This window comes from Curtobacterium sp. HSID17257 (assembly GCF_003989515.1).
Taxonomy (GTDB): domain Bacteria; phylum Actinomycetota; class Actinomycetes; order Actinomycetales; family Microbacteriaceae; genus Curtobacterium.
Map to the genome: position 1 here is coordinate 40,996 of NZ_RBLU01000006.1, position 23,221 is coordinate 64,216.

At 67.2% G+C, this 23,221-nt stretch carries 22 protein-coding genes, 1 tRNA gene and 1 pseudogene; 9 read left to right on the forward strand and 15 right to left on the reverse strand.

The window, feature by feature from the left end; all coding sequences use genetic code 11:
• The first annotated feature begins 11 nt into the window (after positions 1–11).
• A complete protein-coding gene (locus tag D8M35_RS02285; protein WP_126890358.1) occupies positions 12–233 on the forward strand; it encodes a hypothetical protein in 222 nt (73 codons plus the stop codon).
• 365 nt (positions 234–598) lie between these two features.
• Here D8M35_RS02285 and D8M35_RS17165 read toward each other — a convergent pair whose 3' ends face one another.
• A complete protein-coding gene (locus D8M35_RS17165) occupies positions 599–733 on the reverse strand; it encodes a hypothetical protein (RefSeq protein ID WP_274542760.1) in 135 nt (44 codons plus the stop codon).
• 553 nt (positions 734–1,286) lie between these two features.
• Between D8M35_RS17165 and D8M35_RS02295 the strand changes: the two genes are divergently transcribed.
• Complete coding sequence (locus tag D8M35_RS02295; protein ID WP_126890359.1) at positions 1,287–2,039, forward strand: hypothetical protein; 753 nt, start codon at positions 1,287–1,289, stop codon at positions 2,037–2,039.
• A gap of 91 nt (positions 2,040–2,130) precedes the next feature.
• Here D8M35_RS02295 and D8M35_RS02300 read toward each other — a convergent pair whose 3' ends face one another.
• The 4 genes from D8M35_RS02300 to D8M35_RS02315 form a co-directional block, all read right to left on the reverse strand.
• Positions 2,131–4,107, reverse strand: a complete 1,977-nt coding sequence (locus D8M35_RS02300; protein ID WP_161972566.1) for a putative Ig domain-containing protein — start codon at positions 4,105–4,107, stop codon at positions 2,131–2,133.
• Between the two features lie 546 nt (positions 4,108–4,653).
• On the reverse strand, positions 4,654–5,886 hold the full coding sequence (locus D8M35_RS02305) for a helix-turn-helix domain-containing protein (protein ID WP_126890361.1): 1,233 nt from the start codon (positions 5,884–5,886) through the stop codon (positions 4,654–4,656).
• 59 nt (positions 5,887–5,945) lie between these two features.
• Positions 5,946–6,437 carry a hypothetical protein gene (locus D8M35_RS02310; RefSeq protein ID WP_126890362.1) on the reverse strand — a complete coding sequence of 164 codons (492 nt, stop codon included), beginning with the start codon at positions 6,435–6,437 and terminating at the stop codon, positions 5,946–5,948.
• Complete coding sequence (locus tag D8M35_RS02315) at positions 6,437–7,117, reverse strand: TetR/AcrR family transcriptional regulator (RefSeq protein ID WP_202976512.1); 681 nt, start codon at positions 7,115–7,117, stop codon at positions 6,437–6,439. Before D8M35_RS02315 ends, D8M35_RS02310 begins: the two co-directional genes overlap by 1 nt.
• Before the next feature lie 75 nt (positions 7,118–7,192).
• Here D8M35_RS02315 and D8M35_RS02320 point away from each other — a divergent pair, with 75 nt between their 5' ends.
• Together D8M35_RS02320 and D8M35_RS02325 are read left to right on the forward strand one after the other, a co-directional pair.
• A complete protein-coding gene (locus tag D8M35_RS02320; protein ID WP_162604346.1) occupies positions 7,193–7,516 on the forward strand; it encodes a putative quinol monooxygenase in 324 nt (107 codons plus the stop codon).
• A gap of 37 nt (positions 7,517–7,553) precedes the next feature.
• The gene (locus D8M35_RS02325) at positions 7,554–7,871 is read left to right on the forward strand and encodes a putative quinol monooxygenase (RefSeq protein WP_126890364.1); all 318 of its coding nucleotides are present in this window, start codon (positions 7,554–7,556) and stop codon (positions 7,869–7,871) included.
• Positions 7,872–7,975: 104 nt separating this feature from the next.
• Here D8M35_RS02325 and D8M35_RS02330 read toward each other — a convergent pair whose 3' ends face one another.
• The 3 genes and pseudogenes from D8M35_RS02330 to D8M35_RS02340 form a co-directional block, all read right to left on the reverse strand.
• Positions 7,976–8,548 carry a GntR family transcriptional regulator gene (locus tag D8M35_RS02330; protein ID WP_126890365.1) on the reverse strand — a complete coding sequence of 191 codons (573 nt, stop codon included), beginning with the start codon at positions 8,546–8,548 and terminating at the stop codon, positions 7,976–7,978.
• Positions 8,549–8,742: 194 nt separating this feature from the next.
• Positions 8,743–9,904 (reverse strand): annotated as a pseudogene (locus D8M35_RS02335) (IS3 family transposase).
• A gap of 107 nt (positions 9,905–10,011) precedes the next feature.
• A complete protein-coding gene (locus tag D8M35_RS02340) occupies positions 10,012–10,290 on the reverse strand; it encodes a hypothetical protein (protein WP_126890366.1) in 279 nt (92 codons plus the stop codon).
• A 589-nt stretch (positions 10,291–10,879) separates the two neighbouring features.
• Here D8M35_RS02340 and D8M35_RS02345 point away from each other — a divergent pair.
• The 3 genes from D8M35_RS02345 (at position 10,880) to D8M35_RS02355 (ending at position 12,920) form a co-directional block, all read left to right on the forward strand.
• Positions 10,880–11,125: a hypothetical protein gene (locus D8M35_RS02345; protein ID WP_126890367.1), complete on the forward strand. Its 246-nt coding sequence runs from the start codon at positions 10,880–10,882 to the stop codon at positions 11,123–11,125.
• 92 nt (positions 11,126–11,217) lie between these two features.
• A complete protein-coding gene (locus D8M35_RS02350; RefSeq protein WP_161972567.1) occupies positions 11,218–12,021 on the forward strand; it encodes a metallophosphoesterase in 804 nt (267 codons plus the stop codon).
• Positions 12,022–12,140: 119 nt separating this feature from the next.
• Positions 12,141–12,920: a hypothetical protein gene (locus D8M35_RS02355; RefSeq protein WP_126890369.1), complete on the forward strand. Its 780-nt coding sequence runs from the start codon at positions 12,141–12,143 to the stop codon at positions 12,918–12,920.
• A 270-nt stretch (positions 12,921–13,190) separates the two neighbouring features.
• On the opposite strand, the gene D8M35_RS02360 is transcribed toward D8M35_RS02355, so the two are convergent.
• From D8M35_RS02360 to D8M35_RS02390, 7 genes are all read right to left on the reverse strand, one after another.
• The gene (locus D8M35_RS02360; protein WP_126890370.1) at positions 13,191–15,017 is read right to left on the reverse strand and encodes a hypothetical protein; all 1,827 of its coding nucleotides are present in this window, start codon (positions 15,015–15,017) and stop codon (positions 13,191–13,193) included.
• A 256-nt stretch (positions 15,018–15,273) separates the two neighbouring features.
• Complete coding sequence (locus D8M35_RS02365; protein WP_126890371.1) at positions 15,274–16,251, reverse strand: tyrosine-type recombinase/integrase; 978 nt, start codon at positions 16,249–16,251, stop codon at positions 15,274–15,276.
• 995 nt (positions 16,252–17,246) lie between these two features.
• Positions 17,247–18,671: a Druantia anti-phage system protein DruA gene (locus tag D8M35_RS17270; protein ID WP_126890372.1), complete on the reverse strand. Its 1,425-nt coding sequence runs from the start codon at positions 18,669–18,671 to the stop codon at positions 17,247–17,249.
• A gap of 3 nt (positions 18,672–18,674) precedes the next feature.
• Positions 18,675–18,759, reverse strand: a tRNA-Ser gene (locus tag D8M35_RS02375).
• A gap of 61 nt (positions 18,760–18,820) precedes the next feature.
• Complete coding sequence (locus D8M35_RS02380) at positions 18,821–19,705, reverse strand: HAD family hydrolase (RefSeq protein WP_126890373.1); 885 nt, start codon at positions 19,703–19,705, stop codon at positions 18,821–18,823.
• Positions 19,702–20,979, reverse strand: a complete 1,278-nt coding sequence (serS, locus tag D8M35_RS02385) for a serine--tRNA ligase (protein WP_126890374.1) — start codon at positions 20,977–20,979, stop codon at positions 19,702–19,704. The genes D8M35_RS02380 and serS overlap by 4 nt, the downstream gene beginning before the upstream one ends.
• Before the next feature lie 74 nt (positions 20,980–21,053).
• Positions 21,054–21,515: a MarR family winged helix-turn-helix transcriptional regulator gene (locus D8M35_RS02390; RefSeq protein ID WP_126890375.1), complete on the reverse strand. Its 462-nt coding sequence runs from the start codon at positions 21,513–21,515 to the stop codon at positions 21,054–21,056.
• A 60-nt stretch (positions 21,516–21,575) separates the two neighbouring features.
• Here D8M35_RS02390 and D8M35_RS02395 point away from each other — a divergent pair, with 60 nt between their 5' ends.
• Together D8M35_RS02395 and D8M35_RS02400 are read left to right on the forward strand one after the other, a co-directional pair.
• Entirely contained in the window at positions 21,576–21,941 is a 366-nt protein-coding gene (locus D8M35_RS02395; RefSeq protein WP_126890376.1) for a VOC family protein, read from the forward strand.
• 109 nt (positions 21,942–22,050) lie between these two features.
• Entirely contained in the window at positions 22,051–23,133 is a 1,083-nt protein-coding gene (locus tag D8M35_RS02400; RefSeq protein WP_126890377.1) for a diacylglycerol kinase family protein, read from the forward strand.
• Positions 23,134–23,221: the final 88 nt, after the last annotated feature.

Consider the following 23,221-nt stretch of genomic DNA (forward strand, 5'->3'; position numbering starts at 1 on the left):
CGGAGCTGACAATGAAGGTCGCATACCGTATCAGTTTGGCGGCGCTGATCGCTAGCGGCGTTGGTTTCCTGGCTGGGATTGCAATCTTCGTCATTGCTTTCGACGAGGCGGATGCGCACCCCAAAAATCAGGGTGCAGCTGGCGCGATAGTCGTACTAGCAGTGAGTACTGCGTTCGGAGTGCTCGCTTTAATTAGCACTATCGTCACCGCGCTCAACAGGCGCGACAACTAACGCACTCACTAATGGAGGGGGAGCGGGCAGCGACAGCTGCCGCTCCCCCTCCATTATGTTTGGTGCTGCCGAAGCTCGGGTGTCTCGGTTGATCTTGAGGCGCGGTCACCCTTTTATCTTTGCAATCGATGCGTAGTGCGGGAAGAATGAAGACTCCGCAGGGTCGGCGTCGGTCTGCCGCACACGAGCAGTTGTGACACCAGTAGCAGTCGCGTCGAGCTTGTATCCCGTCGACTCGTGCTTGGCGCACGGAATCGCGGCGCAGCTCGGCAGCATGCTGTTGTAGCGCACGGGCCTCTTGCTCCGCGAGTCGTGCGCGAGGGGCGGACCCCTCGCCCGCCCGCTTGCGGACGTCTGGGCGGTTTTCATCGCGCGGTGACGGTGGAACTGGTGACATCTACCTGGTCGTGGTCGTGGTCGCACTCCCAGAAGTTCGAGGGCACATCGGCCGCGATGCGGTCGGCGTCGACACCGGTTGCAGCCGTCTCAGGAAACGTCACGGTCCCTGTGACGGTGTGCACGGGCTCAGGAGAGGACGGACCGTAACCGGCCCCTCCGTGCTCGTACTGCCAGGCGAACACGACCGCGCCCGCGGGGCCGCATGCGCCGCGAGCAGCACGGCATTGAGGACTCAAGGCACGCCGACCTGGGCTGGGTCGACGGCTACCAGTACGCGATGCTCGACCGCGAGTGGACCGCCGCCCGGACCGTCCGATAGCCGATTGGCTGCCGAGACCTGCTTCGTCGCGCTCACGCTCGAATGGGGACTACCCGCGGGAGGGAGACCACATCATGATCGAGGTGCGGCGTAGAGGCGCTGCATCCGACGAGGAGGAACTCTTGGCAGGCCGAGCACGATCGGGGCGACCGAGCGCGCCGCTGGCATTCATCCTGGCCGGGCCGGCAATCAGGGGGTGGGAACCCGGACGCGGCCTGATGAAGGTCCTCAATCCGTTGCATTGAGAGCGGGCAGGGCTCAAATTTGAGCTGTCGATCGACGGTGCGACGCTGCGCTCACGCTGGGTCGGACGTCGAGAGTTGGAGTACGCCTCGATGGACGTCGTCACCGGGATCGAGACAGTTGGCCCTGAGCTCCCGAGGCACATCGAGCCGTTCCACGGCATCGGTAACCAGGAACTTTGGGTAGAGCACAAGGCCGGGCCCAGCGGTTGGCCTGCCGAGACGACCTACCGCATCCGCCTCCGCCCAGGAGACCCGGTGCCGTCATTTCGGGACCCCGACGTGGTCGTGAAAGACGGCTGGATAACACTCCCCACGCGAGACCTGCTGAGCCGCAGTCTTGACGGTCAGATGCTCCAGTACTCCGCAGACGGACGCCATGTCGTCATCAGCCAGTACTGGCCGCGCAACCCCGTTGGTCGCGCCGTCGTCGTGAATATTGACACCGGCACCTGGGATTCGCTGCTGTTCGGATTCACCATCGCCGGGTCAGCGGTGTGGAGCCCCGACAACCGGTACCTGCTCGGCCACCAGGTCAACCTCGGGAGCCGGTACACCGGAAGCCACCGAACCGCCGTCTACGACCTCTTAAACGACGAGATCGTGCCCGTCCCCGTCGCTCCGGAGATCGAAGACGCCATCTGCGCGGGCTGGTACACGAGCAAGCAGATCCTGATGTACACCGAGCGAAAACGCGTCCTCACGTTCCATGCCATCAACATCACCACTGGCGAACGACACAAAGTGAACGCCATCCACCTGCCCGCGGCACCTGGATTCCAAGCCCGGGTGCGCCTTGCCGCCGGCGTCCTTACATCACGCGCAGACGCCATCACCCCGGTCTAGCTCTCACCGCCCAGCACCCCGGCCTTTTCAGGCCACGCGATGAGGCGTCTCAATACCGATCGGCTACCGGACATGGAGGTCTTGGCTTGGGTCAGCGTCGTCGTGCGGCCCGCCGGCGCCGGATCATCACCAAGCCCGCGCCGACGGCGGCTAGGAGCGCTGCGATCGAGGCCACTACCTGCAGGCCGGCCCCGTTGACGCCCGTGAACGCGAGCTCGCCGGCGCCGGGTCGGGCCGATGCGATCGGTGAACGCGTCGCGGACGGCGACACACCGACGGGCGTCGAGGCGGATGCGGCGACGGTGAACGTCCGCACCGTCGACGGCGCCGACGTGTTCGTGACAGCCCCGGCGGCGTCACGGGCGAATGCCACAGCGAAGACGCTCGTCTCTCCCGGGTCAAGGGTCCGCGTGACCGTCCAGTTCCCGTCTGCTCCCACCCGAACCGGGTCGGTCGCTGCGAACGCTTCGTCGACGGGCTGCGAGGACTGCGGCGGCGTTCCCGCGGGGTAAGCGATTAGCGCGATGAAGTCACCCGGTGTCCCGGTTCCGGTGAAGGTCACCGGGTTCGTGATCTGCTCGCCCGCGGTCGGCGACGTGAGGGTCGGCGTCTCCAGCGGCTGAACTGCCGGCTGGACGGTGATCGTGATCGGGTCGGTGGTCGTCGTGCCCGCGGTGTTCGATGCGACCACACGGAACGTGATGGTTCCGGTGGTGGTCGGTGTGCCCGAGAGCTCCCCGGACGCAGCATCCAGGGTCAGACCCGCCGGCAACGCATCACCGGACGCGAGCGCGAAGCTCGGCGTAGGCACCCCCGAGGCGGTGAACGTGTACGAGTACGCGGAACCGACCGTGGCCGACGCGGCCGGCGACGATGCCGTGAACACCGGCGCCACCGGCGCCGGCTGGACGGTGATCGTGATCGGGTCCGTCGTCGCGCTTCCGTATGTGTTCGCCGCGACGAGGCGGAAGCGCGTCGTGCCGGGTGTGGTCGGGGTACCCGAGAGCATCCCGGTCGTGGCGTCCAGGGTGAGGCCGGCGGGGAGCGTGTCCCCGGGCGCAAGGGTGAACCGTGCTGTCGTGCGGACGGACGTGTTCGGACCGGCGGTGAACGTGTACGAGTACGCCGACCCCACCGTCGCGGTGCTCGGAGGTGTCGCTGCGGTGAACTCGGGCGATCGTGGGGTGAAGGCGGCGGGGGCGAGACGTGTCACCGTGTCGTCGCGGTTCGCCGTGTACACGGTGCCGTCGCCCGTGACGGCCACGTCGATCGGGGAGGAGGTGACGGCCGCCGCTGTCACGACTCGTGAGTTCGAAGCAGGGTTCGTGATCCGCAGGACTTCGTTCAGACTGCTCGCCTGGTAGAGGGAGCCGTCGAGGCCGGCAGTGAGCGAGTAGGACACATTGGTCGTCCGGAACGTCGAGATGGTCGGCGCGGCCGATGTCGGGTCGGAGACCTGGATGAGGCCGGCCTGTGTCTGGTAGGTCAGGAAGACCGTCCCCTCCGGTGTCACCGCGATCGCCGGGAGCGAGGGCACGCGGTTGACGAGGCGCGTGTCGATCACCGTCACACGCTGGTCCGGCGTCCCGGAGCCCGTGAGTCGAACGATCTTGGCGGTGCCTCCGTAGTCGCAAGGTGCCGCGTAGACGGTGCCGTCCGAGCCCACTGCGATCGCGCAGAGGCGCCCAGCGACTGTCGCGGCCGTGACCGTAGACACGCTCTGGTTCGGTGTCCCAGGAGCCGCGATCCGGGTGATCGTGTTGTTCCCGTTGGCGGTGTAGACGGTTCCGTCGGGCGCGACCGCGATCGCGACCGGAGTCTGTCCCAGCGGGATGCTGGTCATGCTCTGGTCTGCGGCGCCGGGGTCGCCGATCTGTGTCACCGTGTTGTCAGAGTTCGCCGTGTAGATCGTGCCGTCCGGTGCGACTGCTACCGATCTGGGTGCGCGCCCCACGGGGATGGAGGTGACGGTCTGCGCGCTCGTTCCGGCGCCGGTGATCCGCGTCACCGCGTTGCCGGCGTCCGCCGTGTAGACAGTACCGTCCGGCGCAGCCGCGATCGCGTACACGTCCGCACCAATCGGGATGCTGCTCGATGTCCCATCGGCGGCACCGGCCATCGACGGAGATGCGAGCGCACCGACGACGACCGCGAGCGTCGCGGCAACCGACAGAACGACGCTTCGGACGCTCCGAGATCGAGCCGCCGACTGTCCCTGAAGGACATGCTCGAGCGAGGCCTGGTGGACGTTGCGCATCGGTGACTCCGGGGCATGCGTTCGCAGAGCACCCCGACGGCTCGAGCGTTGACGGACCAGCAACCAGATCGATGCGGCGGCCTTCGGGTCGCCACCACATCACCAGTGGCAACACTTGCGCCGCCTGCAACAGCCTAGGCGACACGGACGTCGTTCCCGGCTCGATCGGCGTCAGATTGAGTCGACCACGTCAGCGGTGGCGGCCGCGGCGTCCCAGTCGATGTGCGTGTCGGTGGCGGCTGCGTGGAAGCTCACGCGCCCCCGGACGGCTCGCTCGGTCGCGGCATACAGGGCGTTGCCCTGGGCCTCGACGAGGGCACTACCGACCGTTGGCGAGCGGACGCACGGTACCTCGTCTCATTCCCCCAAGATCGCCTGCAGGTACGACACCCCACCCTGGTTGATGCAGTCCAGCGCTAGGTCACGCATCTGGCTCCGAAACGCGTCCTCGTCCGCGCCCGCGTCGATGGTGACCTCCACGGGCACGTAGCGATGCACTGGAGTCGAAACACCGTCGTACGTCTGCCCGAAGCCGTCCCTGGTCAGGATCTCCAGAGGACCGGTACCGGCCCACTCAATACCGACCATCACGTCGTACTCGGACCCGTTCCCACGCTTGGCGAGCACACGAACAAGCGCGAGGAGGTCAGCCACTGCATTCTCGATCGCGGTCGATTCGACCTGCGTCGGCTCGAAGTAGCCGTCGATGGACTTTCGGTGCCCACCGACCGCGCACGCCAACCCGGCAGCGCCAGACCGATAAACACTCGCCCAGGTCTCATTCCATGCTTGCGCGCCCTGGCCGCGATTCGGCGCTATCCAGCTACGCAGGCCCGGCCGAGGGTTGTACCACTCAACGGCCGTCAGCGGGCGCACGCCGATCCCGTTCGTCCAGCCCTGCGCGAGGGTGAATGCCGCCTCGAAGACGTCGCGAGCGTCATCACGGTCCATCCCGAATGTCACGTTCGGAACACGTGGCGACGCCACCGCATAGAGCCATGCATGCGGAACCGTCGCCCGCCGATCACTCACCTGTGCATACAGGTTGGTCAAGGCTTCTCGAGCGTGCCGCTGCTCATCAAAACGAGCACGGTAGGCGTTCGCGACCTCGCGCTCCTTCATCCAGACCGTATCGGCGTCGTTCCGCGCAGGTGCGCCGAAGTAGTCATTGCGGTAGATCAAGTGCGGCCCATCGACGCTCGCCGGCACCTCGACGACCACTGCCAGTGCGTCGTCGCCAACAAGGACATGCACGCCCAACGCGAATACCGGTGGGGAAATCGCCGTTACCGCCGCACTGCGCAGGGCTCGCTCGTACCCCTCATCGAACTCGACGATGTGCACGCGCTCGGTGGCGGCCTTCTGCGCCTCGCGCACCCCGTACACGATCACGCCGCCGCCGCTGTTGGCCATCGCAGCGACGTCTTTCGGGAAGTCTGTCTGTGTGATGTTCTTACGCGGCGGTAGCTCTGACTTCCAGTCAAGGTCCCGTGTCTCACGAACTCCCGCGGCGACGGCATCGTTCAGCAGCTCGTCAGTGATGGGCCCAGGGGCAGCACCCGTCGTTCGGTGCAGCGCGGTGAAACTCATCTCGCCAGCCTAATTTGGCCGCGCCGCCCCTCTACGAAGCTGTCTCGATAGACGATCGGTCAGCGAGACCGCCGCTCGGTATCAGCGGGACCCGTTTTCCGGGACCAGCGGCTGGCTTGCCAGACAGTGTTCCCGCCCACGAGTGCGAGCATGACGACGAGGACCAGGACGAACACGGCGGGGTGCCACTCGTTATGCTCCGCGAGTTCCCACGTCTCCTTGATCGCGATGAACGAGCCGCCGACTGCGACGACGAACCAACCAGTTGCCTTACGGATGAACCGTTCACTGTGCTCACACTGCTGCGGTGTCAGCACCGCGAGGATCGTGCGGTGGTAGGCGACGCTCCGGCGGCGTCGGAGGACCAGCATCACCGGGGGCAGCAACCACCACCACGGCGACGGCGGTGGTGGTGGTGCGATCGGCGACGCCGGGTCGGCTCCGGTCTGATCGACGTCTTCCTCACGGAGTTCGAGGACGCATTGGTAGAGCGGGCCGGCGACCAGGAGCCACGCCCCCAGGAAGCCGCTCCATGCGATCAGCGTTTCCATCAGGACCCCTCCCCGCGAAGCGCGGCGATGCCGGTGAGGATGATCTCGATCCCTGCGTGGAACTGCTGGCGGTCGTCGTGCTCGACGAGCTGCTGCTCGATCCGCACCAGGAACGGGTACCGGCTACTGTCCGGCGTGACCAGCGGTGATGCCGAGGACTCAATGAACCCCGGTCGGTCAGCCTCGGCCTGGTCGAGGTGCTGGCCGGCGTCGTACTGGCTCGCAACGCCGAGGATGTGGTGCACAAGCGCGGAGGCGGAGTCGAACTGCGCCGCTTCGGGCACGCCGAGCGCGGTGACCTCGGAGCCGATGCGGTCGAAGAGTTGCAGCACCGCGGGCTGCCAGGGTGCTGCGACCAGCTGCGACCCCAACCACGGGTGCGTGGTGATGGCGTCGAAGACGCCGGTGGTCACCGCGCGGATGCTCGCGGCCGGGTCCGCGTGTCCAGCGTTGGCGAGGACCGCCGTCATCATCTCGGCCGCTGCGGCCGAGAGCAGCTCACCCTTGTTCGCGACGTGGTGGTAGAGCGCGCCGGCGCCGGTCGATAGGTCGGCGGCGAGAGCGCGGAAGGTCAGCGCGTCTGCCCCGCCGGCGTCGAGGATCGCGATCGCCGCATCGACGATCCGGGCCTTGGTCAGCGCATCGGACCTGCGCTCGGGTCTCGGTCCTAGATCAGTCACAGAACCATCCTCACACATATTGGAACAGTGTTCCATACTTCTGGAACACGGTTCCAACAACGGAAGGAAGCCCTTATGGCCTTCAAGGACCAGCCCTCGTACATCATCAAGATGCGCGCCAAGCCCGGCATGGCAGATCGCCTGTTCCACCTCGCGACGGTCGGTATGGAGAAGTCCGGCTCCTCGGACCGGTTCATCATGCTGCGCGAAGACAACGACCCCGACGTGCTGTGGAACATCGAGGTCTTCCGGTCCGTCGAGGCCAAAAACGGCTACGAGAACAGCCCGATGGCCGACGAGCTCCGGGACGAGATCATCGACCTCCTCGCCGAGCCGCCGGTGCGCATCGAAGCGCACCCCTACTCCGCGATCCCCGCCCTGCCCGGCGACGCCGAGTAGCCACCCCACCCCCGCCGCGCTCGAAAGAAGACCTGTCATGCCGCTCAACCCCAGCCAGCCCGGCACGGTGCTGAAGTTCACGGCCAAGCCCGGCAAGGGTGACCGTCTGTTCCAGCTCACGAACGACCTGCACTTCACCGGCGACCCCGACGGCCCCACCGACTGGGTGCTCTGCCGCGACGATGAGGACCCCGACACGCTCTGGGCGTTCGAGTTCTACAAGGACGACGCTTCCTTCGAGCGGCACTTCGCGAACCCGGTCATCGACGCCAACCACGACGAGGTGATCGACCTGCTCGCCGAGCAGCCGATGCGCGTCACCGTCCGCCCCATCTTCTCCGGGTTCTCGAGCTGACGCACCGATCACACACCACCCACGACGCGGCCCCGGCATCTACCCGGGGCCGCGTCGTCTCGCACCGACACCCGCATCCCGAAGGTGCAGCGCAATTGGTGTGGTCAGATTGCAGCGAGGGCAGCGGCGGTTCTCGCGGCAGCGTCCCAGTCGATGTGAGCGTCAGCCGCGGCAGCGTGGAAGATCACGCGGCCTCGCACTGCTCGCTCTGTTGCCGCGTATAGGGCGTTCCCTTGTGCGGCTATGAGCGCACCGACCGTGTCAAGCAAGGTCCGGTAGGCAGCAAGGTCGTGCGCTGCGAGCGAGTCCGCTACCTCGCCACCGGCCGTAGCCGCGACCTTCCGCGTGTGTGCCGAAGCTGTGTCAGCGCGTGCAATCGCCGACGAGTGCAATGCGTCAAGGAGGTCGGCGGCTTCGTCGTGCGCGGCACCGGAGAGGCCCGCGACACGGGTGTACCGGTTGGCGGCCATCTCGACGAGCCCCTCCGACTCGAGCCGTGCAATCGCTTCCCGGACGGGCGTCCGCGACACACCGAGCCATGCGGTGAGCTGGTCATCGTTCAGCCGCTCACCGGGCTCAAGCGTGCCGTCCTGGATGGCGTCGAGCATCTTGGCGTACACGACGTCGCGCAGGAGCGCACGAGGAGACGCGGTTATAGCAGGCTTCGGGACTGGCATGCATACATAGTATTACAGTTTTGCCCGGTCGTCAAGTTGCAGACCTAGAGAGCGTTGTGTAAAACAGTGTACTCGATACATCACACAACTCACACTGATAATGGAAGGACGCTCGTGCCGCACTCACCTACCCACTGCCGCGTTGACCCTGCTGACATGCACGGGACTGCTGCAGGTTCGGTTGACTCGTTCGTTTAGGCCGCGAGTGCGACCGTTGGGTTGATGATCGTCTCGTACTCGATAGGGGTCAACTTCCCCAGACCTCGTTGCCGTCGTTTCCGGTGATAGGTCGCCTCGATCCAGGTAATGATCGCCAGCCGGAGCTCTTCCCGGGTCGCCCAACGTTTCCGGTTCAGGACGTTCTTCTGCAGGAGCGCGAAGAACGATTCCATCGCCGCGTTGTCCGCGCACGCACCGACGCGGCCCATCGATCCGAGCAGCCCGGCGTCGCTGAGCGCGCGGACGAACTTCTTCGACCGGAACTGGCTGCCCCGGTCCGAGTGCACAACAGTCCCGGCCGGGTTCCGGCGGTGCACCGCCATATGCAGGGCCGCGACGGCGAGCGAGGACCGCATCGGTCACTGATCGAGTAGCCGACGATGCGCCGCGAGCAGGCGCCCTTGACCGCGCAGAGGTAAAGCTTGCCCTCGCCGGTCGGGTGCTCGGTGATGTCCGTCAGCCACAGCCGGTCCAGGTCTGGTGCCGTGAATGCCCGTCGGACCCGGTCGTCGTGCACCGGTGGCCCGGCCTTGTGGTTCAGGCCGCGCTTCTTCGCATGCAACGACCAGAGCCGCTGCTGTGAGCACAGCCGCCACACCCGCCGTTCCGAAACCCGGAGGCCGGCCGCGTGGAGGTCGTCGGCGATAAACCGATACCCGAACGTCGGGTCGTCGCGGTGCGCGTCGATCGCTGCGTTGGTCAGGTGCGCGTCGTCCCAGTCCCGCTTTGACACAGGGCTGGCACGCCACCGATAGAACGCCTGCTTCGTGAAGCCCAGCACCCGGCAGGCCACCGCGACCGGGATCCGGTCTGCGGCGAGTTCGAGGACCAGCGGGTAGATCATTTTGGGAGCTGGGACTGGGCGAAGTACGCCGCTGCCCGGCGGAGGATCTCGTTCTCCTGCTCGAGCAGCCGGATCCGTTTCTGCGCGTCCCGCAGCTCCACTTGCTCCATCGCTTTCGCCGACGGCGCCGCTCCAACACTGATGCCGTCGTCGCGGTCCGCGAGCCGCAACCAGCGGGCCAGGCAGGACTCGGAGACGCCGAAGTCCTTCGCGACCTGCCGCACCGACGTCTCGCCCTTCCGGGCGACCGCGATCACGTCACGGCGGAACTCTTCCGGATACGCCTTCACCATGGCGCACATCCTTCCAGCAGGAGCCAACGCCCTACCTGTCAGGAGTCAACCGAACCTGCAGCAGTCCCAAACGGTCGTCCGGCCGCCACGACGGCTTGAAGCGGCAGCTAGATACGCGACTGCGTCGAACTCGAAGAGTTGCCTTCGAATTCTGCCTCGCGCGCGCGTTTGATCCACAACGCGACGGATGAGGGGTTCTCGTCGATCAGCTCGGCAATCTGGCGGATCGAGAGGCCGAACTCCGTCGCCGCGACCATGAGATGGCGGCGATCAACCTCGCTCCTCCGGTACGTCTCGTTCGTCGATTGCAGCCGACGTACCACGTCATCGCGCGCGGCACGAGCGCGCGTTCGAATCTCGAGTGCCTCACGGTGTGGATTGGCCATGACGATCCTTCCAAAGTGACGACAGGCGCAGTTGAACGCGCGACCGACGTCGTGCGAAGATTGCTCCGCCGTCCTTTCATTGGAAGGGTGGCCACATCTCATATCAGCGCTACCGTTGCGATCATTCGGCCACTTTCCAGGGCTGCCGACGACCGCGCGGATCGAGCCGGACGCAATCGCGCTCCGGCTCGCGCTGTTCTGGCACAGCGTACCGTCGCCTGGCGCACCAGCGCGCGACGCTGAAAAAGTTCACGACGAATATTGTGACGGCGCGGACGCAGGCTTCTTGCGCCAATCGCAAGCTGCTTCAGTCAGCTGCCGCGCCCCCGTCCGGCCTGCTAACGACATATGAGACAAATGCGCGAACAGCAGTTACTGTAAGCAATTCTCCGGCCGGTCGTCTGACTATTGCGCAGTCGGAGGATCGCGTGTTGAGTTCGTCCACGCAATGGACAGAACGACGGGCCGGGAGGCTGAGATGACGACACCGCCGAGGCTGGACGAGCCTGCCGCTCAACGCGTGCAAGAGGACCGTGCCGCTCAACGGCGGCGAATCCGTGCTGCAGCTGCGGCGCTCCGCATGGATCCCATGTCATTCGCCTGCTGGATGCTCAACCATGCGCACCAGCAGCAGGCTCCGTCCGAGTATCGGCCCAAGCCGTGGCTCATCAGCGTGATCTCGGCGACGCGGCTGCACCGTGACGAGCAGGTCGTTGTCCGGCTCCGTCAAGGCTGGCGTTTCATCCTCACCTTCCACGGCAAGCCCTTCGCCATGATCGTCCCGCTCGAAGCGCCAACGAAGCCAACCTCGACGTCGAACGTCGGGCCGGAATGATGCCGGCGGAGGGCCCCGGACGCCAGCACGGCATGGACCGGCTCCGACTCAACGGTGCCGAGCGCCGACGGTGGCCGACCGGGACCGGCCGCATGGGCGACGACTTCACCATCCACGGTGAGACCTCCGTCGCCGTCTCCGGCGACTGGGAATCCCGGGGGGAAGCCGTGTTCCCGCTGATCCGCCGCCTCGCTCGGCAGCACCCGTCGGTGCGCACCATGCTTCACCTCGGCGACCTGCGATGGGTGCCCGCGCGCCGCGTGGGAAAGCAGCGGCTGCATCTCTACGACGGATTCCTGCCGAAACTCGACGCGGAACTAGGCCGCGCTCGGCTACGGCTCCTCCTCACACCCGGCAACCACGACGACTGGTCGTCGCTTCAACCGGCGTTCCTTGCGCATCCCGAGCGGCCGCGACGACTCACTCCCCACATCTGGGCGTTGCCGCGAGGGCTCCGGTTTCACATCGGCGGTCGAACGTTCCTGTCGTTCGGCGGTGCCGTCTCACTGGACGCGGACCGCGGCACGGCGGAGATTCCCACGGACGACGACATGCGACGGGCCGCGGCCGGGGGCCGCGTCGACGTCCTGCTAACTCACGAGCCGCCGAACGCCGGTATCGCAGCTGTCGAGAGGACCCTCGAGGCGCACCAGCGGTGGAACGCGGATCGTCTGAACCTCTCGGCTTCGAGTCGAAGCCGCATCGATCACCTCGTGGACCAGGTCCAGCCGAGTCTCAGCTTCCACGGCCACATGCACGTGGGCGGCCGCGTCGACTCGGGGGGTCGGAGGACCGTGGCGCTATCTGTGATCGGCATGCCCGGGAACACGGTGATCCTGCGACTCGGGACGCTCGAGGTCGACGCTCTTAAAACGGCCGAGACCGAGTCGAACTAATGAGGGTCCGCTCCGCGGAGAACAGCCGCAGTGGACGATCCTGGCGAAACGAGACACTCGAACCAGTCGACCGCATCCGGAAGCGCGTCATCGAGCTTGCCGTCAGCCAGGGCGGACTGGTGACGCTGCCGCAGATCGCCCCTGCACGCGCTGCGCGGGAGGGGCGACGAGCCATGGCGACGTTATCTCGTATGGGCGAGGTCGAACGCGTCGGAACGGACGTGTGGGTGCATCGCGTGGCCGACCGGTCGGCCTTCGACTCCGCGCTGCGCGCGGAAGCGGCCTGGGTCCTCCTCGACCCCACCCGTCCCGCATGGGCGCGTGCACGACGAGCGCGTGCCGGCGGACAATCCGTTGCCGTGATCGGCGGCGGGGCCGCTTATCAGCGGTGGGGGTTCGGTCCGACCACATGGCCTGCCGAACTGCACACCCCGGACGGCAACGCTGTCCGCTTCGCAAGCCTGGACGTCGAGGTGCGCCGGAAGGAAGTCGAGCCCGACGACATCGTCTGGTTCGGCCCGTTCCCCTACCTCGGCGTTGAGGCGACCCTCGCCGGATCGTTCGCGTGGGACGGCGACCTCGACTCCGTCGCCGCCAATCTCGCTGACGCCCTGTGGCGCTTGCATCCCGTCGACGGAGGACGACTGCGAAAACATCTGGCGACCCTCCACCGGACCGATGACGAGCGGGCAGCAACCGTCGAAGCCGACAATCGGTGGGACGAGTTGCTTCGTCGAACGGGGCGACGGCACCCTCAACCTGTCGGCGGTGCAGGATCCGCGTGGCGGCAGAACCGCCCGCCCTCGGACGCGGCAATTGCACGCTACCGCGCAGCACTCGACCCGGAACGGCGCGCGCAGCTCTGGACGAGCGTCGTGCAAGAGTTCCACGGGTCCTGAACGTCGACCTCGAGCGGTCCGATGCTCCGGCTATCGCTGGGCCGCGGGGCCTCACCCTCTTGAGCGCAGTGGGGGCCACGCTGCGGCGCGGTTGGGGATGTCGACGACGTTCCCGTCCCCAACCGCGCCGATGCAGCAGAATCTATAATCTCTATAATCGGCCGTCTGGTGGGCACCGGACTGTTGCCGACCGACGCTGGGAAGGCTCGGCAGGGTGTGATCCCCCGATTCGCCCCGACGACGCTCTCCTCGCTGCAGGCGATCGTGCTGTCACCGGGTGCCTTCGTGCTGCGACGGCACGTATCCGCTCTTGCGCGGCGGCCGGGTCTTGGGTCCCTTCTGCCGGTGCGCAGGGGTTGGGCGCTGCGAGCGGCGGCGCTTCCCGACGGAAACGGTGCGGACGTCGGTTGATGTGAGGGTGACCTCGTCGCCGTACGCAGAGTGTCGCAGAGCGGTGTTGATGGCGATGCACCGGATGGCGAAGAGGACGGCGTTGGCGGTGGTACCCGTGACGGTGCTGCTGGCCCGTCGCATCGTGCCGAAGTTCTTCTTCAGGTCGGCCATCTTCGCCTCGCTGGCGTTACGCATCCCGTAGAAGGCCAGCCACTTGCTGGTGCCGTAGATGTACTTCTGCCGGATACGAATGTGTTCGTCAGCTTCGAGTGTCGGCGTCTTGTCGCACCAGCAGCCCCCGCCGGGCACACAGTTTGTGGGTGGGGCGCCGCGCTGTATTGCACGGTGGGGATCGACGTTGGGGCAGTCGATGTGGCCGAGGTAGGCGGGGCCGCGGTATTGCCACTTGCCGTCGGGCTTGGGGTCACCGTTTGGCACGAACGCGTACTTGGCACGTGCGTCGTACTTGGCGGTCAGCTCACCGCGTTCGGCTTTGGACATGCCTGGGTGGTAAGCGGGCAGCTCGCGGAGCGCCTGCGGCAGCGCTTTTGTGAACAGCGTCCCGTCAATGATCACGACATGCTTGAACATCTTGTGCTTCATCAGCCCTCGCTCGGTCCGTTGGTTGGGATGCAGATCGTGGACCCAGGTGATGCGCCGTCGGAGGAGCGGCAGGGCCCAGCGGTATGCCACGGAGTAGCTGTATCCCCGGTCTGAGCACAACGTGTCGACGGCGAAACGGTCGTCGATGCTGTCTAGGAGCGCGATTCCGGCGTCGCCCTTGTGCGATCCGGCAGGTCGGAGCACCATGCCTCGGATGAATTGCACGTAGTGCTCGGCGCCGTACCATCCGGCATCGACTAGGACGTGGGCGTCCCAGCCGACGAAGTTGGTGGACCGGTTGCCATTGACGACGGTGCGATATCCGCAGCGGGCGTCGATGTCGTCGCTGAGGATGAAGCGTCCGTCGGTGCCTCTGAGGAGCTGGCCGATCGGCAGACCCCACTTTTTTTCGTCCTTGGCGTGGTCGGGTACGTATTCGTCGTCGCCGTCGGGGCGCGCCAGTTGGGCACGGAGAGCAGCTGAGGTTTCGATGTCTGTGGAGTCCATCGCCGCGACTTTCGTCGCAGGGCACGAGTCGGGGATCGATGCTGCGATCAGCGTATTCAGGATCCTGTCGCGGGTGCTCAGCTCGGGGATGCGTTCCCGGATGACTCCGGCCTGGGCGACGCGGTGCGGGGAGTCTTCGTCGTCGATTAGTTCGACGAAGCCGTGGAACGCGCCGATCATCTTGTAGTAGTGCCACTTTTCGTGTGTCAGGCCCGCGCGGATGCGGTCCTGGTTACTCAGCTCCCAGAGCGCCCACTTCGCCAGGTCGAGGAACACCATGTCCCGGTCGGGCCGCTGCACCTGGTACGCGATCATGAGGATCAGCATGGTGCGAAGCGTGACGTGCCGTTTGGGGCCGGGTCGACGCTCGTCCCACCAGAGGACGCTTCGTTGGATGTCGGATCGGTCAATGATCTTGATCGCGAGAGTGATCGCGCGGCGGCAGCTCAGCGGCCTGGCGGCCGAGGCGGTGGTGGGGAGTCGGCCGTCCGCGGTGAGCCACGCGACGGCGTATCGGAGCCGGTCGAGGGTGCTCGTGCGGGTCAGCTCGCCATCGCCGTGGCTGGCGATACGGCCGAGCTTGCTGGCGTTCACGCGGCGTCTTCGGCGTCGTGGTCGGCGAGCAGCATGCCAGTTGGGTCGAACATGTCCAACCACTGTGGCTGAGATCGGGCTTTAGATGCGATCGACCCTCCGAAGTCCTGCGTTGTCAAGACGATGGAGGCCGTCGCGCCGCATCCGACGATGCGGCGCCGTCGGCGGGTGCGATCGAGGGCGTGCGCACCGCCGGCGAGCCAGCGACCGCGCAAACGAGGATGGGGGCGAGACCCGCTAGGGGTGGGAGTGGTTTTCATGCGTCGTACCCGGCGGCGCGTCGGAGGTCGGCGCGCGCCATGTCCTTTCGTTCATCGAGGTAGGGGATGGTGCTGTCGAATCGGTACGAGGCTTGACCGCCGTACTCGAGGATCCGGTTGAGAGGGAACCCGTCGTCAAGGAGTCGGACCAGCCACGTCGAGCGGAATCGTTCTGTGTCGGGCTTTGACACCGAATCCGGGATGACGAGACGGCTGCGCGGACGGAGGAGCGGATCGCGTTGATCGGGCCGGAACGGGCCCGCGAGAGGTTCCTCAGGATGGGCGGCCATGAGTGCGCGGACTCGGTCGGCGTACTCTCGGCGCAGCGGGACAATTCGCTCGCGTGGAGATCGAATGTGCACGAGCAACATGCCGTCGTCCTCGGTGATGTCGGAGCGGGCAATGAAGCGCAGCTCGGTGTTGCGGACTCCCGCTCCGACGCAAAAGCACACCCACGAGTCGAAGAACCGGGTGCGCAGCCGCGTGGTCTGGAGCAGGACGGCTGCGTCGATCTCGGCTAGCTCGTCGGGCGTGTACGGCGGCGCGATGCCGCGGTGGTTCCAGGTGGGGTGCTTGCGCTCCTGGGGTACTTTGCGGAGGGTTCCGCGTGCGACGCGGCGCAGACTGGTGCGGTACGCCTTCCGGGTGTTGTTCGAGATCGAACCGAGACCCGTCGCCACGAACGCGTTGATGTGCCGCTCGCTCAGCAACACCTCCGGTGTGAGGTCCAGACCGAGTTCGTGCGCCCAGAAGATCTGTCTCGACAGTGCCTGTTGCACGGCCAGGAACGTGGGCATCGTGGTGATGTCCGTCTGTAGGATCCACTCGCGCAGCAAGTGTTTGCCAGTCGTCTCCCAGAACGGACTCCACCGCGACGGGGTGTAGCGGCCGAGCAGGGTAGCCGCGTCGATCTCAAGCGGGCCGCCCTTCACGCGAGACAACAGCACCGGCGCATTCTCGTCGTCGTCGATCACGATGCCTCCACCGCGATGACGGGCTGCGGCCGGTTCGGCGGTACTGGCGGCCGAGGCGGCTGCATTGCGGCGCCTGGTGGACGCCTCGTCGGTCGATGTCCGTTGCGGCAACGCCGCAGCGGTCTCGGCGCAGGACTTCGGTGTGGCTCGTGGGTGCGGGTGGGGCCGTGTGAGGAGCGGGCATGCGGAACACGTCGCGATCCTTGACCGTGGTCAGTGGGCGCGTTAGTGTCGCAGACGACTTCCAGAGAGATGTCACTGCGAGGGCCGTCCGCTGCGTGAACAGCTTGGGCGGCCTTCCGCATGTTCCGCGCGGGAAGCGCGTGCATGCGGCGTTCAGGTCTCCTTGCGTTGGACCGTCTGCATCAGGCGCGAGCAGTCGGTGTCGGGGTGCCGGGAGCTGTGGTGGTGGTGACGATGGCCCGTGAAAGCCGTCGCCCAAATCAGCTGGACGGCACCGGCTGAGAGGATCCCTGCCGGTGGTAACAACCATGGCGATTCGGTGCGCGCCGCACCAGACCCTCCACCGGGCACCCTCGCTCAGGGCACGCCCATTTTCGCCTTGAGGACGGCTCGATCCGCATCAGGACGGGGATGGAGGCGTCTTGAAAAGCGGACACTCGTCACAGAAATTGGTCGGCGGCGAGCGTGCTGAATCGCGTACTTTGCTCGCGAGATCGTCCCGCGCAACTCATCGGCAGCAGCTCATCGCCGACCGCGACCAGCCCTAACCCTGGGCCGATCGCTCTCATCGACGCGGACTGTCTCCACGAAAACTGAAGCAGTTCGAGCGGGGGCTCATCCCTCACTCACCCCGACGCGAGACTTCTGCGCTTCCACCAACGGCACCAGCCAAAGGTGCCGGGCGGCACCGACCCTCAACCACTGAAGGGAGGTAGCGCGACGTCAACGACACGGGATGCCACGACCGGTAAGCGTGCGCACCGTACGACCAACCGGGGAAGGCTTCCGCGGTGAGGACCCCGTTGCTGCGGTCAAGCGACAGCAGATTCGGGCGTGTGATGCCGGAGCTGCTCGCGGGGGTCCACGTCAGCGAGCACTCGGACGGTGGTCCCAGACCCAACGAGGCGCAGCGCCGTGCGCGGCAGCCCCATAGCTGCCAAGCCCGACCGAGCAACGCGGCCGTTTCCGGGATAGGCCCGCTCGGAAGGGACTGCCGCCGCGGTCAACTGCAGAGCGGCGGCGCGACGTAGGAGTCTCCCGGCCGCACCAATCACCTCCAAGAACGTGTCCGCACCTGTCCCGATGGGCTGTGCAACCGGACCGCACGCAGGAAGATGTCGGTCCGACCCAAGAATCACGGCGAGTGGCACTTCGCCTATTTCCCCGCCGATCAGGGTTCGCCCGGCACCGGCGGCGAGAAGCGATGCGATCGCCGCGTCCCCGACCTCGCCGGCGTATCCCCCAATCGACGACGCAACATACGTTTGGGTCAGCCGCCGCAAGCCCCGACGCCGCTGCACCGCATCCCATCCGATCCAACGATCACGGATCGGGTCATCGACCCGCGGCTCACAGACGCCGACAACCCCAACAAGTCGTCCTGCATGGCCATCATCGACAACCAGAAACCGTGCGCGACGACCGTGACCATGCGACGGATGCTCCGGAAGCCTAGCCACCGCCCACCGCCACAGAAGACCGTCGACGCTCCTGCCGTCGCGGACCGCCACAAGGCGCGGCCGCACAGTGGCCGGATCGATCGGTCCAACACCCAGACGGACGTCCGCGCGAACACCACGACCCCACAGCCGGGCAGATTCCTCCTCGTTCGGAGCGGCTGCCCTTCCTTGAAGCGCGGCACCGTCTGCGGCGCGAACACCATCAGAAGTTAACACGAAGCCTTGCGCACGAAGGGCCATCTCAAAAGCTTTCCGTTTCCTCGGATCAGCTACGCCGCGACGACGCCTAGCGCGAGCACCGCCGACCCTCCCGCGCGCACCGCCCAACCGAACTGGCTGCGCGACGCGAAGCGCGTGTCCCGACCTCGCGGACGGCAACTCCTGCGCCATCACATACGGCTCGGAAGGCGCCGACCCGCCCACCAGGTTCAAGCCCCACACGTCGGTAGCCAGAACCGCGGCGCTTGTGATCTCCACGCCGGAGCCATCGCCTCGCTGCGCGGTCAACGCGACCGCACTCAAGCTCAACAACGCAGACGTGCCCCGGAACCGGCCGATTTTGCATACGACCTCAACTGAATGACGATGAGCGAGGAAACCCCAGATGAGCGGGCCGAACGGGCATCCGTTGACTACAGCCGGACGACGGCGAGTCCTAGAAACCCGTTCCGGCTTCCGCGACTCGCCGCCCAAAATCGCAACCGCACTTCCCCGCAACAGCGCGGAAGTGGGTCGAGTTTCCGAAACCTCTCCGTCGGAGATTCCGAAAAGCCCCATGTGCGGAGGGTGTGGGATTCGAACCCACGAGACATCACTGCCCACCTGTTTTCAAGACAGGCTCCATCGGCCGCTCGGACAACCCTCCGTGACACGACCACGTGGCGAGACGTGATCGTGTCCCGGGCAGTCTAGCGGCCCGGTGTCGGTCAGCGCGGCAGCGTGTCGAGCGCCGCGGCCAGACCGTCGTCGGTCACCCCGCCGGTGAGCTCGTTGCCCGCGTCGACGACGTCATCCGGAGCCTGCCCCATCACGACACCGCGGCCCGAGGTCGACGCCCACCGCAGCATGTCGATGTCGTTCCGCCCGTCCCCCGCCGCCATGACGCGGGAGCGAGGGATGTCGAGCCACTCGCGGACACGCTCCATCGCGGTGGCCTTCGTCACACCCTCGGGAGCGATGTCGAGCCACGAGGTCCAGCCGACCGAGTACGACACCTTCTGCAGTCCCATGCGCTCGACGACCTGCAGGAAGTCCTCGGTGTCGTGCCCGGGCGAGATCACGACGACGCGGGTCGCCTCGGTCCCGAGCAGCTGCTCGAAGGGCACGTGTTCGCCGGCGACGGTCATGGTGTCGTCGGGGAAGTTCCCCGAGAGCAGGAAGTGGCCGGTCTCGTCCTCGACGCCGAACGCCGCGTTCGCGAGCGCGCCGTGGATGACCTGCAGGACCTCGGTCGGGTCGAACCGTTCGACGTGGACGCGAGCGTAGGTGCCGTCGTCCTGGCGGGCCAGGGTCAGGGCTCCGTTCGCGCACACGACGTACTTCGAGCGGAGCCCGAGGCGTTCGAGCAGCGGGATCGTCATGCCCTCGCTGCGACCGGTGGAGAGCATGACCTCGTGCCCGGCTGCCTCGGCCTCGCGGACGGCCGCGATCACGGCGTCGGTGATGACGCCGTCCTCGCGCATGGTCGTGCCGTCCACGTCGAGCGCGACGAGCCATCGCTTCGTGCGCGCCGGCGCCGCAGCACCGCCAGTACCAGCCGCGGACCCGCCGCCCTGCGCCGACCCGTCGACGAACCGCTCGTGGGCGCTCATCGGGGTTCGATGACCTCGACGCCGCCCAGGTAGGGGCGCAGCACCTCGGGCACGACCACCGACCCGTCGGCCTGCTGGTGGGTCTCGAGGATCGCGACGATCCAGCGGGTGGTCGCGAGCGTGCCGTTCAGCGTCGCGACGGGCGCGGTCTTGCCGCTCTCGGTGCGGTAGCGGACGTCGAGCCGGCGGGCCTGGAACGTGGTGCAGTTCGACGTCGACGTGAGCTCACGGAAGGTGCCCTGCGTCGGCACCCACGCCTCGATGTCGTACTTGCGCGCGGCGCTCGTACCGAGGTCACCGCCGGCGACGTCGATCACGCGGTAGTGCAGCCCGAGGTCCTGCATCATCGACTCCTGCATCGCGACGAGGCGCTGGTGCTCCGCCTCGGCCTGCTCGGGGAGCACGTACGAGAACATCTCGAGCTTGTTGAACTGGTGCACACGGAGGATGCCGCGGTTGTCCTTGCCCGCGGACCCGGCCTCGCGCCGGTAGCAGGTCGACCAGCCGGCGTAGCGGATCGGGTCGCCGGACTCGTCGAACTCGTCGAACGACAGGATCTCGTCGGCGTGGAACCCGGCGAGAGCGACCTCGCTCGTGCCGGTCAGGTACAGGTCGTCGGCCTCGAGCCGGTAGACCTCCGCTGCGTGCTCGCCGAGGAACCCGGTGCCCGCCATCGTCTCCGGACGCACGAGCGTCGGCGTGATGAGCGGCTCGAACCCGTGCTGCACCGCACGGTCGAGCCCGAGGTTCATGAGCGCGATCTCGAGCCGGGCGCCGAGGCCGCGGAGGAAGTAGAAGCGCGACCCGGAGACCTTGACGCCCCGCGGGATGTCGATGATGCCGAGGTGCTCGCCGAGGTCGGCGTGGTCCTTCGGCTCGAAGTCGAACTCGGGCTTCGTGCCGACCGTGCGGAGCGTGACGAAGTCGTCCTCGCCGCCCTTCGGGACGTCCGGCAGCACGACGTTGGGGATCGCGCGCACGACGCGGTCGAAGGTCTCCTCGGCCGCGGTGACCTCGGCCTGGGCCTCCTTCACGCGTGCGGCGAGCGCCTGCGCCTGCTGCACGAGCGCGGCCTTCTCGTCCTTCGGCGCCTTCGCGACCGTCTTGCCGAAGGCGTTCTGCTCGGCGCGGAGCGCCTCGAACGACGTGATCGCAGCGCGGCGGGCGGTGTCCGCGGACACCGCGTCGTCGACGACGGAGACGGAGGCGCCGCGCGCCTCCTGCGAGGCCTTGATGAGGTCAGGGTTGTCGCGCAGGAGCTGCAGATCGATCACCGGATCATCCTAGAGGGAGCGTGTGACCGCCGGACGGGAGGCCCGTGGCGGCCGGACCACGGGCCTCCCGTCCGTCAGCCGGTCGCGTCCCCGGTCGGTTCGTCGCGCAGGGCGGCGACCATGCCCCGCAGCAGGCGGAAGGCCGCTGCGCGGCCCGCCTCGTCGAGGTCCCGGGTCATCCGGAGCTCGACCTGCCGGACCGCCGCACTCGCTGCCTCGCGCTGTCGCCGTCCGGCCTCGGTGAGCGTCGTGGGGAGCACCTTGCCCGTCGTCGGGGTCGACGGCCTCGTGACGATGCCGTCGCGCTCGAGCTGCTGCAGGAGGGTGTTCATCGACTGCCTGGTGACGAAGGTGCCGCGCGCGAGTTCGGAGTTCGACATGCCGGGGCGCTGCGCGAGCAGTTCGAGGCACGAGTAGTGCGTGACCGTCATGCCGAGCGGGCTGAGGGCGTCCTCCATGGCGGCGCGCAGGGCACTCGCCGCCTCCTTGAGGACGTAGCCGACCGAACTGTCGAGGTCGATCCTGACTTGACGCATGTCAGGAGTCTGACACAGACTCTTCGTGTCAGGCATCTGACACCGACGAAGGAGCACACCATGCCCGCCACCGGGATCGACTTCACCTCGCTGCAGGTCCGCGACCTCGCCGCCTCGCAGGCGTTCTACGAGCGCTACCTCGGACTCGTCCGCTCCCCCGCCGGGCCGCCGCACGCCGTGGTCTTCGCGACCGAGCCGATCGCCTTCGCCCTGCGCGACCTCGTGGCCGGGACCGATCTCTCCAGCGGGCAGCCCGCCCTCGGCGTCGCACTGTGGTTCCACGCGACCGACGTGCAGGCGATCCACGACGCGCTGGTCGCTGACGGGCACACGATCGTCACCCCGCCGTTCGACGGGCCGTTCGGGCGGACGTTCACCTTCGCGGACCCGGACGGGTACGCGATCACGCTGCACGACCGGCGCTGAGCCCGGGTGGCCCGGGTCGAGACGGCCCGGGCTGCCGCCCGTCGCTCGCCGGAGCGGTTCGTGTCCGACGGCCGGTCGCTCGCAGGCGTCCGTCGGTAACGTCGGCAGCATGTCGACACCATCGGAGACCGCGCCCGCGGGCCAGGACGCCCTCCCCACCGAGCAGAAGACGGCCGCGGTCGTCTACAACCCGGTGAAGGTGGACCTGGAGACCCTGAAGCGCACCGTCGCGGAGCACGAGCAGGAGGCCGGCTGGGCCGAGACCCTGTGGTTCGAGACCTCGGAGGAGGACCCGGGCGGCGGCATGGCGAAGGCCGCGCTCGACGCCGGAGCCGACGTCGTCGCAGCGGCCGGCGGTGACGGCACCGTCCGTGCCGTGGCCGAGGTCGTGCACGGGTCCGACGCCGTGCTCGCCCTGCTGCCGAGCGGCACCGGCAACCTGCTCGCCCGGAACATCCCGGCGCCGATCGACGACCTCGGTGCGAGCGTCCGGACGATCTTCCGCGGCGAGGACCGCCCGATCGACTTCGGTGAGCTCGAGGTCGAGCGCGAGGGCGGCGAGCGCGAGCAGTTCGGGTTCGTCGTCATGGCGGGGCTCGGGCTCGACGCGCGCATGCTCGCCAACACGAACGACGACCTGAAGAAGAAGGTCGGCTGGCTCGCCTACGTCGACTCGCTCTTCCGGTCGGTCCGCGACGCCGACGCGTTCGAGTTCCGGTACCGGCTCGATGGTGCGAGCAACCAGTCGGTGCGGGCACACTCGCTCATCGTCGGCAACTGCGGCATGCTGCAGGCCGGCGCGACGCTGCTGCCGGACGCCGAGATCGACGACGGGGTGTTCGACATCGTCGTCATGCGACCCCGCGGGTTCTTCGGGTGGGTCCGGATCGGCGCCCGGGTCTTCTGGGAGAACGCGATCCTGCGCTCGTTCCGCCGCTCGAAGATCGGGCAGACCCAGGTCGGCAAGCGCATCGCCACCGCTGCCCGCGACGAACGACCGCTCCGGTACATCCGCGGTCAGGAGTTCGTGGCGCGGCTCGAGCGTCCGGACGAGTTCGAGATCGACGGCGACCCGGTCGGACAGGTCGTGGCGTTCAAGGCGAAGATCGACGCCAGCGGACTCCGGGTGCGCGTCGCCGGGCCGCAGGACCAGACCCGCAACACCCGTCGGGTGGAGAACGCCCACAGCTGACCCGGGCCGTCTCCGCGGGACGCAACGTCGGCGACCGTGCGCAGCGGTGTACCGCTGCGAGGAATCGCTGACGTTGCGTTTCGCGAGG